Below are 12528 nucleotides of genomic sequence, written 5' to 3' on the forward strand. Positions count from 1 at the left end.
GCGCCCATCCACACCCGTCGGCCCCAAGGGCCTGACATCATTTGGGTTCAGTTTATGCCCTGAGGTCGCATGGCGCGAGGCGAGAAACGACAGATCATGCATCGTTTCGGTGCGCAGCGGATGCAGACACCATGTTCTGCCGCACGCTACACTGATTTAACTGTCACCGCAGCCAGTTGGAATAATCACTCACCAGCAGGTGGGTGGGCGCAACGTCTTCTTCGATATTGGCAAACCGGCCAATGGGTTCGCGGAAAACATTGTCGGTTTCGTCATCGTTCACTGTCGACACCTCGCCGATCAGCACATCACCGCCCTCACCCCAGAACGCGTGCCAGTCACCGGGCATCAGTGTCACGCTCTCCCCCGGGGCCAAGCGCAATTTTTCACCGGGGCCAAAGGTGCGTGCAACACCGTCACACATCACCTGCCCGCCGCGGTCTTCGGCGAACTGTCCCGCGTCATCAGATCCGTACAACTCCACCACCAACGTGGCGCCGCCGCGGTTGATGATGTCTTCTGCCTTGATCACATGCGTGTGCATCGGCGACAGCTGATCTTGTCGTGAAATCAAAAGCTTCTCTGCGTAACACATGCCGCCGCCGCGCTGCAGATCCGCCAAACGCCCATTGCGCAGGGTGAACAGAAACAAACCCATTTCATCAAATCGGCCAGCGCCGTAATCGGTAATGTCCCAGCCACAGCGTGCAGTGATCAGCGCCTGTGCCGCATCCCGACGCGCCTGAAACTCCTCTGGAGTCCAAAAAGCAAATGGTGGCAATTGAAAGCCATAGCTGCGGATCATCTCTGCCGCATCTGCCATGATCTGATTAATAGTCGAACGCTTCATCCGCTCCCCCTTACGTTAGCGCCACCATAGACATGCCGCAGCACAAGGCAAGCGCGGCAAACGCACACCGCGCGCGCAAAAAATGATCCAGCCGCGTTTAAGCAGCGTAATCAACTCAATTCGACCAGCTATGGATCGAAAGGATCGGACATGATGCAAAATGGCATTCTCACCCGTGCTTTGACACGATTTGGTATCCCCTTGATGTGCCTGGCCATTCTGTCGGCGGCCCCGCTTCGGGCACAAGACGCCGCTAGGCCTGTTCCCTCCGAAGTCGAAGCAAACCTTCCCAAAGCGGAACTGCGCGGCAGCGCGCAACTGCGGTGGCTGGGGTTTCGAATTTATGACGCACGCCTGTTTACCTCAAATGCCGCAGCATTTGATTGGTCATCCCCATTCGCGCTGGAACTGGACTACAAACGTGGATTTTCCCGCAAACAACTGGTCAGCGCCACCGGCAAAGAACTGACCAGATTAGAAGGTGACCAACCGGACCAGCCCGAAATTCTGCAAAAGCTGAACACCTGTTTCAACACAGTCGTAGCCGGAGACCGCTTCGTCGCTCTTGGCGCGGCAAAGGACCGGGTGGACTTTTTGTTCAACGGAAAACGCACCTGCAAGCTGCAACACCCCGATATACGCCAGCGAGTGCTGTCGATCTGGCTGTCTGATCAGGCCCGCGATCCTAAACTATCCCGCAAGTTGCGGGGGATGTAATGGCATTGTCCAAACGCCCATCTTCTGCGTCTGGGCTGTACCCACGTGTCGCGTTGTTTGCTGCCATTCTGGCCAGTGCAGGCTTGCCTCTCTACATTCACCTGCCAAGTTTTGCGACCGGCGAGCTGGGTTTGGATCTCGCGACATTGGGCGCAGTGTTGATCGCCATTCGGATGATCGATCTGCTGCAGGACCCGGCTCTTGGGTGGGTGGTGGATCGCTACGCCACTCAGCGCGGGCGGCTGGCAACCATTGGAATGGCGGGATTGGCCTTGGGATTTGCAATGCTGTTTGTCTGGCCCGCACCTGCCTGGTTGGCGGGGGGGCTGCTGACATGGTTGATTGCAGCACTTGTTTTGGTGTTCACCAGCTATTCGCTGCTGCAAATCCTATTCTATGGCCACGGCGTCACATTAGCAGATGGATCATCTGACAACCCCGCCAGCGGCAATGCCACGACGCGCCACCTCCGCCTGGCTGGTTGGCGCGAGGCAGGGTTGCTTGGCGGTATTCTGGTCGCAGCAACAGCCCCCCAAATTTTGATCCATCTTGGACGGACATCACCGTACCGCGATTTTGGTCTATTGCTGATTGTCCTGATCGCACTGGTCGCGGTGCTTACGCGCGGCCTATGGACCGGGCGCCCCCAAACGACCGACAAAGAAAGCGTTGAACGCCTACAATGGCGCAGCTTGCTGGCACCAACACCTCTGTGGTTGTTGCTTATCGGATTGATTAACGCATTGCCCGTCGCGCTGTCATCGACCCTGTTTGTGTTTTTCGTCGAAGAGCGTTTGCAACTGGCACAGTTCACTGGCCTGTTTCTAATCCTGTTTTTCTGCGCAGCAGGCCTTGCCGCGCCGATCTGGTCACGTGCAGCCCAGCGCTGGGGCGCGCGTAAGACATTACTGATAGCGATGGTGCTGGCCATTGTCAGCTTTGGCTGGGCAGCAATTCTGCCAGAAGGAGCGGCAATCGGGTTTGTTCTGATTTGCCTAGCATCCGGTGCTGCGATGGCAGCGGATATGGTGATCCTGCCCGCAACCTTTGCCAACGCCGTTTCACGCCTGTCCCTGCCCGAAGGTCTGGGCTTTGGTCTTTGGGCGTTTGCTGCAAAGCTGGCGCTGGCGCTAGCGGCAGCGGTTGCCCTTCCGGCACTCGCGCGTGCAGGGTTTGACCCAGCCAGCGATCTGCCCAGCACCACCGCCGCGCTTGGGGCGCTGGCATTTGCCTATGCGGTGGTGCCCTGCTTTCTGAAGCTGCTGTCGATTGCCCTATTGGTGCTGACGCCCCGCCACGTTCTCGACGCCACGCCGGACCGCACTGCTATTGGCGCTGCACCTCAAGGCGCGCCCTAAGTCCTGCGCGCCCTTGTTCGAACACCAACCTGCCACCGTGTTGTTCGGCGACGGTTGCCACGATGGTCAGGCCCAAACCGAACCCGTCTACTGACTGCGCATTCGGCCCGCGCTGGAACGGGGCCAACATGCCTTCCAGATCCTCTGGGGCGAAACCGGAACCTTCATCTTCCACCGTGATAATTGCACGATCGGCCATGGCTTCCAGCTCAACGGTGGCGCGTCGCCCATACTTCAACGCATTGTCAATCAAGTTGGACAGCGCACGCTGCAAGGACACAGGGCGTGCAGTGACCAGAACGCGGCGTTCTTCGGGCGCAACTGCATGGCCGGGGCGCCCGGTAAACAACGACCGCCCACCTTCGATCATTTCGGGGCCACGGCGACTGAAACTGACGGAATCACCACAATCTTGATAGTCTTCGACCAAGGCCTCAATCAGAGCCGTTAAGGATATCTGCCGCGGTTCTTCGGTGCTCAGCTCACTGCGGGTGTAGGTCAGCACGCTTTCGATCATGCCGGTCATCTGGTCGATATCGCCTTCCAGTTTCTGGCGCAGTTCCGCATCGGAAATCAGCGCCGCACGCAGTCGCAGACGGGTCGCAGGCGTCCCCAAATCATGGCTAACCCCGGACAACACGACAGCGCGTTTACTCAATTGAGCGCGCTCACTTTCCAGATAGTCGTTCACCGCCTCAACAATATCGCGCAGCTCTGTGGGGCCTTCAACGTCGTAGGATTCCGGCCCACCGAAACGGCGATGCGCACGTAGCGCCTGGCCGAACCGATCGAACCGCGCCGCGATCTCTGCCGCCTGACCTAAGAGAATACCCAGCGCAACAGTCGCCAGAAACACCGCCCACAACCGACGATCAGTCGGCGCAGCATCGCACCCCCACAGTGCTGTGCCATCCACCCGTCGCCACAGGCCACCATCGAGTTGCGCCAACAGGATCGGGTCCGAACAGTAGGTCGCCAACAGCTGCGTCACCGCGCCCAATTTCTGTGGCGCCGATCGGTCAGCGCCCCCCGGCAATTCCGAAACCTGATAACGTAGCGAAGACGAAATAACCGCCAGATTAAGAACCGATCCCGATGTCACATCCCCCAATGACGAATGGATCGAAAGGTTGGTGATGTGCGCAGGCTTACCCGGTGTTTGCAGCCGAGCAAACGCCCCTTGCCCAGCCAGAACAGCCTCCGCAGGGGAGAGGAATTGCAACGTCACTCCGGCCGGAGGACGGGCCTGACCGCGCAACGCCTCATAAAGAGCAACGCCGCCCGCCTGTGCCCGCAGCTGATGTTCGCGCCACGCTGCTGTGGACCCAATCCAAAGCCATGCAGCCAGTGCACCAGCACCAAAAGCCAACAACACCCATGCCGCGGCCAGACTGCGCAGGCGCCATTCCCCGCGCATCAGCTGTCACCTGTTTCAACATCAACGGAAAACACGTATCCCACACCACGTTCAGTGCGCAGCATCTGCGGATCCTTTGGGTTCTTCTCGATCTTGGATCTGAAGCGCCCCACCAATACATCAATTGCACGCCCCGCTGCCTCCGCTGCGGTGCCTTCTCCGGTGACGTCCAGCGCTGCGGCAATTTCGTCGCGGGTCAGGGGAATGTGAGGATTGGCCAAGAGCACCTTCAACAATCCGGTTTCGCGGCGTGACAGAGTTACCTGAAATCCCTCTGGCGATCGTACCTCGTCATGTTTGGCATCATAGGTCCAGCCAGCGAAACGAAACATTCCGGTGGTCCGGCGATAGCTGAGCGACGCCGAGCGCTGCGCACGTTGCAACACGGCACGCACCCGGGCCAGCAGCAGCTGCGGATTGAATGGTTTCGCAACGTAGTCATCAGCCCCCACCGCATAGCCAGCCATGCGCTGATGATCCGCCGACAACGCAGATACCAATATGATTGGCACATCCTGTTCATTACGCAGGCGCGCACAAATCTCGACACCGTTTTCATCGCCCAACATCACATCCAAAAGGATCAGATCGACCCGACCGCTTTCAAGCTGCGTGTTGATGTCGGCCTCACTCTGGGCGGGCAGTGCGATGAAACCGTTCTGCCGCATAAACTGTGTCAGCATGCTGCGGGTTTCCGCATCATCATCAACCACCAGAAGCCGTGGAATCGCCATGTCTCTCTCCCTCATTGCATGAGGTCTGCGCACAAATGTGATCGCAAACATCATGCCTCCCGCATCGGGTTTGTAACACCATGCAACAAAATCAAGGCGCAGGTAACAACGTGTAACAGAAGCCGCGCTTTTGTGACTTTTCAAGACATCAGAGCGCGCAAACAGCATTGTCCGACTTAGGTAGTCCAATGCACAGATAGTGTAGCGTCATCCAACGGGTGACCACTATGGGAGGAAAGTTATGAAAAAATCTGTATTCGTCACTGCCGCTGTGGCAGCATTCATCACCGCAGGTGCAGCCAAGGCCGGCCCCGAAGCAGAGGTTCTGCATTGGTGGACGTCTGGCGGCGAAGCAAAATCGGTCGCCGTTCTGCAGGGTGAATTTGCTGACAATGGCGGCACTTGGACCGACATGCCCGTTGCAGGCGGCGGCGGCGATGCTGCAATGACGGCACTGCGGGCACGTGTTCTGTCTGGCAATGCGCCAACTGCCGTTCAGCTGAAGGGTCCGGCCATTCAGGAATGGTACGAAGAAGGCGTTCTGGCCGACATCTCTGCTGTGGCCGAGGCCGAAGGTTGGGCCGATGTACTGCCTGCGTCGATCGCGGGCCACATGAAATGCGAAGGCAGCTGGTGCGCCGCGCCGGTTAACGTCCACCGTATTGACTGGATTTGGGCCAACGCCGATGTGCTGAAATCAAACGGCATCGACATGCCCACCACCTGGGCCGAATTTAACGCCGCCGCCGAAAAACTGCAGGCCGCAGGCATCATCCCGCTGGCCCACGGTGGTCAGGCTTGGCAGGACGCCACCATTTTTGAGGCAGTCGCCCTTGGTATCGGCGGCCCTGAGTTCTTCCAGAAAGCATTTGTTGATCTGGACATGGACACGCTGAAGTCTGACACGATGGTCGAAATCTTTGACCAGATGCGCACCTTGCGCGGATATGTTGATGCCAATTTTGCCGGTCGTGACTGGAACCTGGCCACCGCAATGGTCATGAACGGCGAAGCGGCGTTCCAGATCATGGGTGACTGGGCGAAGGGTGAATTTCTGTCAGCCGGCAAAGTGCCCGGTCAGGACTTCCTCTGTGCATCGACCCCGGGCGAAGGCTTCCTCTACAACGTAGATAGCTTCGCGATGTTCAACGTAGACGGCGATGACAAGAAGGCCGGTCAGGATCTGTTGGCCAAACTGATCGTCGGCCAGAACTTTCAGAAGGTGTTCAACCTGAACAAAGGGTCGATCCCCGCCCGTGTTGACGTGGCGCTGGACGACTTCGACAGCTGCGCCCACACCTCGGCGAAAGACATGGCAATGAGCAGCGACAATGGTTCCCTGCTGCCCAGCTACGCCCACGGCATGGCCCTGCGTGGTGCCCAGTCCGGCGCGATCACCGATGTTGTGACTGCGCACTTCAACTCGGACATGTCCTCGGCAGAGGCGGTTGAGATGCTGGCAAACTCTGTCGCAAACTCGCTGTAAATTCCTCCCCCAGATGCGTCCCGGCCTGATCAGGTCGGGGCGTATCACTGACATGAAAGGGCTTCGCCATGACTGAATGGCTCGAACGCCACACGCCCAAGATGGTGCTTGCCCCATCTTTCGTGGCCATCCTCATCTTCGTATACGGCTTTATCTTCTGGACGGCGTGGGTGTCTTTCACCCGCTCGCGGCTACTGCCGAAGTATGAGCTGAAGGGCACCGTACAATACGAACGGCTGATGGCGTCGCCACGCTGGGATACCGCGATGGACAACCTGTTCATCTTTGGCACGCTGTTTATCGTGATTTCGATGGTGCTGGGCCTGTTTCTGGCAATTCTGCTAGATCAGAAGATCCGCGCCGAAGGTGCATTGCGCACCATCTACCTATACCCGATGGCGCTGTCGATGATCGTCACCGGGACCGCATGGAAATGGATCATGAACCCCGGTCTGGGGATCGAGGCCACCGTGCGCGGCTGGGGGTTTGAAAACTTTGCCTTTGATTGGGTGGTGAACCCTGATCGCGCCATTTACGCCGTGGTCATCGCAGCCGTCTGGCAGGCGTCCGGTTTTGTCATGGCGCTGTTTCTGGCTGGTTTGCGCGGCGTGGATGAAGAGATCATCAAAGCCGCACAGGTCGATGGTATCCCCACATGGCGGATCTATTCCGCGATCATCATCCCGTCGATGGCACCGATTTTCCTGTCGGCTTTCATCGTGCTGGCTCACCTCGCGATCAAGAGCTTTGATCTGGTGATTGCCCTGACCGGCGGTGGCCCCGGCTACGCCACAGACCTGCCCGCCACCTACATGTACGCCATGGCGTTTTCGCGCGGCGACATTGGACAGGCAGCCAGTTCCGCAATGGTCATGATGGGCGTCGTTTTCGCCATCGTAGTGCCTTACCTTTACTCTGAATTGAGGGCGAAACATGACTGATTTCACCCAACCCCATACTCAGGCCGGTGCGCCAAGCGCGGCCAAGGGCATCAACTGGACACATCTGGCCCTGCGCTGGCTGCTGTTCACCCTGCTGGGTCTGTTTGCACTGTTCTATCTGATGCCGCTGTTTGTGATGGTCACAACCTCACTCAAAAGCTTGGATGAAATCCGCACAGGTAGCCTGATTGCCCTACCGCGGGAGGTCACGTTTGACGCCTGGCGCACCGCTTGGTCCGGCACCTGTACCGGCGTGCAATGCGAAGGTCTACGGCCCTACTTCTGGAACTCTGTTATCATGACGGTTCCGGCGGTGATCCTTGCGACAATGTTGGGCGCAATGAACGGCTACGTCATTGCCCAGTGGCGCTTCAAAGGTGCGAACCTGATCTTTTCGCTGATGCTCTTTGGCTGTTTCATCCCCTTTCAGGTGGTGCTGCTGCCGATGGCACGGATGCTGGGGATCATGGGGCTGGCAGGGTCCATCCCCGGCCTGATCGTGGTGCATGTGATCTACGGGATCGGCTTTACCACGCTGTTCTTCCGCAACTACTACGTCACCATACCGGCTGAACTGACCAAGGCGGCCAAGGTAGATGGTGCTGGGTTCTTTCGCATCTTTTGGTCGATTTTCCTGCCGCTGTCGCTGCCCATCGTGGTTGTGACCGTGATCTGGCAGTTCACCAACATCTGGAATGACTTCCTCTTTGGGGTCAGCTTCAGCCAGGCAGGCACCCAGCCGGTGACCGTTGCCCTCAACAACATCGTCAACTCCACCACTGGGGTGAAGGAATACAACGTCGACATGGCCGCCGCCATCATCGCCGCCCTTCCGACACTGCTGGTCTATGTGGTGGCTGGCAAATACTTCATCCGCGGGCTGACCGCAGGATCGGTGAAAGGTTAATCTCATGGCCCCTATTCTCGATATCAAGAACCTCTACAAGAACTACGGCGCAGTTGAGATCCTCAAGGACATCAACGTCGCCATCGAACCGGGCGATTTTCTGGTCCTCGTCGGTCCCTCGGGCTGCGGTAAATCCACGCTGTTGAACTGCATCGCCGGATTGGAACCGATCACCAGCGGCACCCTGAGCATCGGCGGCCAAGACATGACCCATGTCAGCCCCAAAGACCGCGACATTGCGATGGTGTTTCAGTCTTATGCCCTCTACCCGACCATGTCGGTGGCCAAGAACATCACCTTTGGCATGAAAGTGCGGGGGGTGGACGCCGCCACGCAAGAGCGAAAGCTGAAAGAGGTCGCCAGCCAGTTACAGATCGAACAGCTGTTGCACCGCCGGCCCGGCCAGCTGTCCGGTGGCCAACGTCAGCGGGTCGCGATGGGCCGTGCCTTGGTGCGTGACCCCAAACTGTTCCTGTTTGACGAACCCCTGTCCAACCTAGACGCCAAATTGCGGGTCGAGATGCGGTCAGAGATCAAGAAGCTGCACCAGAACCTTGGCGCAACCATGGTCTATGTGACCCACGACCAGATCGAAGCGATGACGCTGGCGACCAAGATCGTGGTCTTGAAAGGCGGCGTGGTTCAGCAGATCGGCACCCCGGCCGAGATCTACAACAACCCCGCCAACCTGTTCGTGGCAGATTTCATGGGCAGCCCAGCGATGAACCTGATCCCTGCCAAAACCCGCCAGAACGGTAGCGGCACAGAGGTAGAGATCAGCCGTGGCGATGGCAGTGCAATCGTGCTGAAGGACAGCCATAGCCGCGATCTGCCCGAAGACGTCATTCTGGGCCTGCGCCCCGAGGACATTGCCGAGGCGGGGTTCCGCGCGGGTCAGGATGTGCAGCAGGCGCAGTGCATGATCGAAATGGTCGAACCCGCTGGCGCCGATACCTTTGTGGTGTCGGAACTGGGCGGCAAACAGGTTACCGCGCGACTGCATGCCGAAACCAGCGCCCGTGCTGGGGCGATGCTGGATCTGGCCTTTGATCTGGGAAAGGTCAGTTACTTCGCCCCCGGCACCGGCGAACGCCTGAACTGAGCCCCGACTGACGTCACAAAATGCACAAACACCCCGGTTTCGACCGGGGTGTTTTTTGTTTAAGCGCCCTCCGTCACGGGTGATGGTTCAAAACTAGGCAATGATTACCCCTCACAAAACATCACGAAAACGTGATTGAAAACCCAAATACCCTCTGCTTAGTGCTGACGCAGGGTCAATCAAGATCAAGAGCCAAGGAAATAAGGTCATCCAGCACGTCTTTGGGCGCGTATCGGTCTCAGATGCCAACGAGGTATCGCGCATTGAAACCCAACTCGGAGATGATCCAATGATCCGCGCAGCTACTTTCGCCATTGCAACCCTTCTGGCAGCCCCCGCCGTTGCAGGTGGCCATTCCAAAGACATCGTAGACACCGCCATGGGCGCTGGCGACTTCAACACTCTGGTCGCAGCCGTAAAGGCCGCCGGTCTGGTCGATACCCTGAAAGGCGACGGCCCGTTCACTGTATTCGCGCCCACAGACGCGGCGTTTGCAGCGCTGCCCGAGGGCACCGTTGAAACCCTGCTGAAGCCCGAGAACAAGGATCAGCTGGTGGCCATCCTGACCTACCACGTTGTGCCCGGTAAAGTGATGTCCACCGACCTGCAGGACGACATGAAAGCCACCACCGTACAGGGCGGCGACATCACCATTGATCTGGACAACGGTGTCATGATCAACGACGCCAGCGTCGCAGCCGCCGACATCGCCGCCAGCAACGGCGTGATCCACGTAATCGACAAAGTGATCCTGCCCGGCAGCTAAGCCCACGGCAAAAATGCAGCGACGGCGTAGCCTGTCAGAGCTGCATCACAGGCGGGTTGAGTGACCCATCCCCAGAATACCCGCCTGTAAAGACCCGCCCTCTCGGCGGGTCTTGCTATTTCAATTACTGGTAATGCACGTAGGCAAACCGCAAACCGTCCGGCGACCAACAAGGACCATTCAGGCACCCCTGCCCACCATGAATGCGACGCAATAGCCGCGATGGGCCACCCGCAAGCGGCATCAATCGCAGATCAACATCGACGCCGAACGGGTGCCCCTCCGTGCCGCGCTCATAGGCCAGATAGCACAGGTGCAGGCCATCAGGGCTAGGATGGGGAAACCAATCGTCCTGCGTGCCATCGGTCATCTGTTGCACACCGCAACCATCCGCCCGCATCCGCCATAGCGCCATTGGTCCACTGCGGTTGGAGTTGAACCAGATCCAACGACCATCTGCTGTCATCTCTGGCCCGTCATAATGGCCTGTGCCGGTGATCAGCACATCTTCGGCACCGCTACGCAGATCAGCACGCAGGATCGCGAACTGTCGCTGCGCCCCCTGCCCGCGCACACCGGCATAGATCAAACCATCCCCTGATGGATCCCAGCCATGAAACCAACTGGGCAGCCCCAGCACCACCTGACGCGCAGTGCCGCCTGCCAGCGGCATCACGAACAGGCCTGTTTGTCCCGTTAGCGACTTGTCGCAGAAGGCCAGCCATTGGCCGTCTGGGCTGGGGCCGTGATCATTGTTGATCCGGTCCTGCTGTCCTGTGTCGATCGGGATCAAACGCGGATCATCCAGCGGCACACGGTAGAGCCGCCCGTCGCAATTCACGATCAATGCCTGGCCGTCCGCGGTGAAATTCGGCGCCTCGATATGGCGATCCACCTCCATCACCAGATGCGAGGTGTCAGAGGCCACATCCCAGATTTCCAAATATGCACGCATCACATTCCCCCAAATGAAAAACGCCGCAGAGGTCTGCGGCGTTTTCTAATTCTAAACTTTAGCGATCAGCCACCAAAGTCATCCAGCATGATGTCTTCGCGGTCAACACCCAGATCGAGGAGCATGTTGATCACGGACTGGTTCATGATCGGCGGACCACACATGTAGAATTCGCAATCCTCAGGCGCGGGGTGCTCTTTCAGGTACTCTTCCAGCAGGACGTTGTGGATGAAGCCGGTGTAGCCTTTCCAATCGTCCTCTGGCAGGGCGTCCGATAGGGCCACGTGCCATTCAAAGTTATCGAACTCTTCGGCCAGCGTGTCGAAATCTTCGACAAAGAACATCTCTTTCTTCGAACGGGCACCGTACCAGAAGGTGATCTTGCGGTCGCGGTTTTCCAGACGCTTCAGCTGGTCGAAGATGTGGCTGCGCATCGGCGCCATGCCTGCACCACCACCGATGAAGACCATTTCTTTCTGGGTCTCACGGGCGAAAAACTCACCGAACGGACCAGAAATAGTGACCTTATCACCCGGCTTCAGGTTGAAGATGTAAGACGACATCTGACCCGGAGGGATGCCCTGCGAACCCGGAGGCGGCGAGGCCACACGCACGTTCAGCATGATCAGACCCTTCTCATCAGGGTAGTTCGCCATGGAGTACGCACGTTCAATCGGCTCGGACACGGTGGATTCATACTGCCACAGGTTAAACTTGTCCCAGTCTTCGTGGTATTCTTCACCAATGTCGAAGTCTTTGTAGGACAGTTTGTGCGCAGGTGCCTCAATCTGGATGTAGCCACCCGCGCGGAAGTTCACGTCTTCGCCTTCGGGCAGTTCCAGCACCAGGTTTTTGATGAAGGTTGCGACGTTGTCGTTGGAACGCACGGTGCATTCCCACTTCTTCACGCCGAACACCTCTTCGGGCACTTCGATGTCCATATCCTGTTTCACGGCCACCTGACAGGACAGGCGGTCGCCACAGGCGGCTTCACGCTTGGTGATGTGGCTTTCTTCGGTCGGCAGGATCGACCCGCCACCCGAATGCACCTTCACACGGCACTGCGCACAGGTACCACCGCCACCACAGGCCGAGGGCACGAACAGTTTCTGATCGGCCAGCGTCTGCAGCAGTTTGCCACCTGCGGGCACAGAAACGGTTTTTTCACCGTTGATAGTGATCTGAACGTCACCGGTAGACACCAGCTTCGAACGGGCCGCCATAATGATCGCCACCAGCGCGATAACGATCAGCGTAAATAGGATGATCCCGAGGGTAAAAGTTTCCATTCCAGA

Annotated in this window: 12 protein-coding genes; 7 read left to right on the forward strand and 5 right to left on the reverse strand. The window is 58.2% G+C overall.

Features of this window, described 5'->3' with window-relative positions; all coding sequences use genetic code 11:
* Positions 1-163 precede the first annotated feature (163 nt).
* On the reverse strand, positions 164-850 hold the full coding sequence (locus TM5383_RS06290; RefSeq protein ID WP_058318161.1) for a D-lyxose/D-mannose family sugar isomerase: 687 nt from the start codon (positions 848-850) through the stop codon (positions 164-166).
* A 150-nt stretch (positions 851-1000) separates the two neighbouring features.
* On the opposite strand from TM5383_RS06290, the gene TM5383_RS06295 reads away from it, so the two are divergent.
* Positions 1001-1567 carry a chalcone isomerase family protein gene (locus TM5383_RS06295; protein WP_058318162.1) on the forward strand — a complete coding sequence of 189 codons (567 nt, stop codon included), beginning with the start codon at positions 1001-1003 and terminating at the stop codon, positions 1565-1567.
* Entirely contained in the window at positions 1567-2925 is a 1359-nt protein-coding gene (locus TM5383_RS06300; RefSeq protein WP_058318163.1) for an MFS transporter, read from the forward strand. Before TM5383_RS06295 ends, TM5383_RS06300 begins: the two co-directional genes overlap by 1 nt.
* Here TM5383_RS06300 and TM5383_RS06305 read toward each other — a convergent pair.
* Positions 2894-4342, reverse strand: coding sequence for a sensor histidine kinase (locus TM5383_RS06305; protein WP_058318164.1), 1449 nt, complete (start codon positions 4340-4342; stop codon positions 2894-2896). The two genes, TM5383_RS06300 and TM5383_RS06305, sit on opposite strands and share 32 nt — an antisense overlap.
* Positions 4342-5076, reverse strand: coding sequence for a response regulator (locus tag TM5383_RS06310; RefSeq protein ID WP_058318165.1), 735 nt, complete (start codon positions 5074-5076; stop codon positions 4342-4344). Before TM5383_RS06310 ends, TM5383_RS06305 begins: the two co-directional genes overlap by 1 nt.
* Positions 5077-5317: 241 nt before the next feature.
* On the opposite strand from TM5383_RS06310, the gene TM5383_RS06315 reads away from it, so the two are divergent.
* From TM5383_RS06315 to TM5383_RS06335, 5 genes are all read left to right on the forward strand, one after another.
* Positions 5318-6562: an ABC transporter substrate-binding protein gene (locus tag TM5383_RS06315; RefSeq protein WP_058318166.1), complete on the forward strand. Its 1245-nt coding sequence runs from the start codon at positions 5318-5320 to the stop codon at positions 6560-6562.
* A 68-nt stretch (positions 6563-6630) separates the two neighbouring features.
* Positions 6631-7503: a carbohydrate ABC transporter permease gene (locus TM5383_RS06320; RefSeq protein ID WP_058318167.1), complete on the forward strand. Its 873-nt coding sequence runs from the start codon at positions 6631-6633 to the stop codon at positions 7501-7503.
* Entirely contained in the window at positions 7496-8410 is a 915-nt protein-coding gene (locus TM5383_RS06325) for a carbohydrate ABC transporter permease (RefSeq protein ID WP_058318168.1), read from the forward strand. The genes TM5383_RS06320 and TM5383_RS06325 overlap by 8 nt, the downstream gene beginning before the upstream one ends.
* A 4-nt stretch (positions 8411-8414) precedes the next feature.
* Positions 8415-9512, forward strand: a complete 1098-nt coding sequence (locus tag TM5383_RS06330) for an ABC transporter ATP-binding protein (protein WP_058318169.1) — start codon at positions 8415-8417, stop codon at positions 9510-9512.
* A 289-nt stretch (positions 9513-9801) separates the two neighbouring features.
* Entirely contained in the window at positions 9802-10278 is a 477-nt protein-coding gene (locus tag TM5383_RS06335) for a fasciclin domain-containing protein (RefSeq protein WP_058318170.1), read from the forward strand.
* 124 nt (positions 10279-10402) lie between these two features.
* Here TM5383_RS06335 and TM5383_RS06340 read toward each other — a convergent pair whose 3' ends face one another.
* The gene (locus tag TM5383_RS06340) at positions 10403-11233 is read right to left on the reverse strand and encodes a TolB family protein (protein WP_058318171.1); all 831 of its coding nucleotides are present in this window, start codon (positions 11231-11233) and stop codon (positions 10403-10405) included.
* 65 nt (positions 11234-11298) lie between these two features.
* A complete protein-coding gene (gene nqrF, locus TM5383_RS06345) occupies positions 11299-12522 on the reverse strand; it encodes an NADH:ubiquinone reductase (Na(+)-transporting) subunit F (protein ID WP_058318172.1) in 1224 nt (407 codons plus the stop codon).
* Positions 12523-12528: the final 6 nt, after the last annotated feature.

The sequence above is a fragment of the Thalassovita mediterranea genome (assembly GCF_001458435.1).
Lineage (GTDB): Bacteria > Pseudomonadota > Alphaproteobacteria > Rhodobacterales > Rhodobacteraceae > Thalassobius > Thalassobius mediterraneus.

Coding starts and splice junctions, on each gene's coding strand:
- TM5383_RS06325 (WP_058318168.1), top strand. CDS start 7,496: ATGACTGATTTCACCCAACCCCATACTCAGGCCGGTGCGCCAAGCGCG.
- nqrF (WP_058318172.1), bottom strand. CDS start 12,522: ATGGAAACTTTTACCCTCGGGATCATCCTATTTACGCTGATCGTTATC.
- TM5383_RS06330 (WP_058318169.1), top strand. CDS start 8,415: ATGGCCCCTATTCTCGATATCAAGAACCTCTACAAGAACTACGGCGCA.
- TM5383_RS06310 (WP_058318165.1), bottom strand. CDS start 5,076: ATGGCGATTCCACGGCTTCTGGTGGTTGATGATGATGCGGAAACCCGC.
- TM5383_RS06300 (WP_058318163.1), top strand. CDS start 1,567: ATGGCATTGTCCAAACGCCCATCTTCTGCGTCTGGGCTGTACCCACGT.
- TM5383_RS06315 (WP_058318166.1), top strand. CDS start 5,318: ATGAAAAAATCTGTATTCGTCACTGCCGCTGTGGCAGCATTCATCACC.
- TM5383_RS06305 (WP_058318164.1), bottom strand. CDS start 4,342: ATGCGCGGGGAATGGCGCCTGCGCAGTCTGGCCGCGGCATGGGTGTTG.
- TM5383_RS06290 (WP_058318161.1), bottom strand. CDS start 850: ATGAAGCGTTCGACTATTAATCAGATCATGGCAGATGCGGCAGAGATG.
- TM5383_RS06295 (WP_058318162.1), top strand. CDS start 1,001: ATGATGCAAAATGGCATTCTCACCCGTGCTTTGACACGATTTGGTATC.
- TM5383_RS06320 (WP_058318167.1), top strand. CDS start 6,631: ATGACTGAATGGCTCGAACGCCACACGCCCAAGATGGTGCTTGCCCCA.
- TM5383_RS06340 (WP_058318171.1), bottom strand. CDS start 11,233: ATGCGTGCATATTTGGAAATCTGGGATGTGGCCTCTGACACCTCGCAT.
- TM5383_RS06335 (WP_058318170.1), top strand. CDS start 9,802: ATGATCCGCGCAGCTACTTTCGCCATTGCAACCCTTCTGGCAGCCCCC.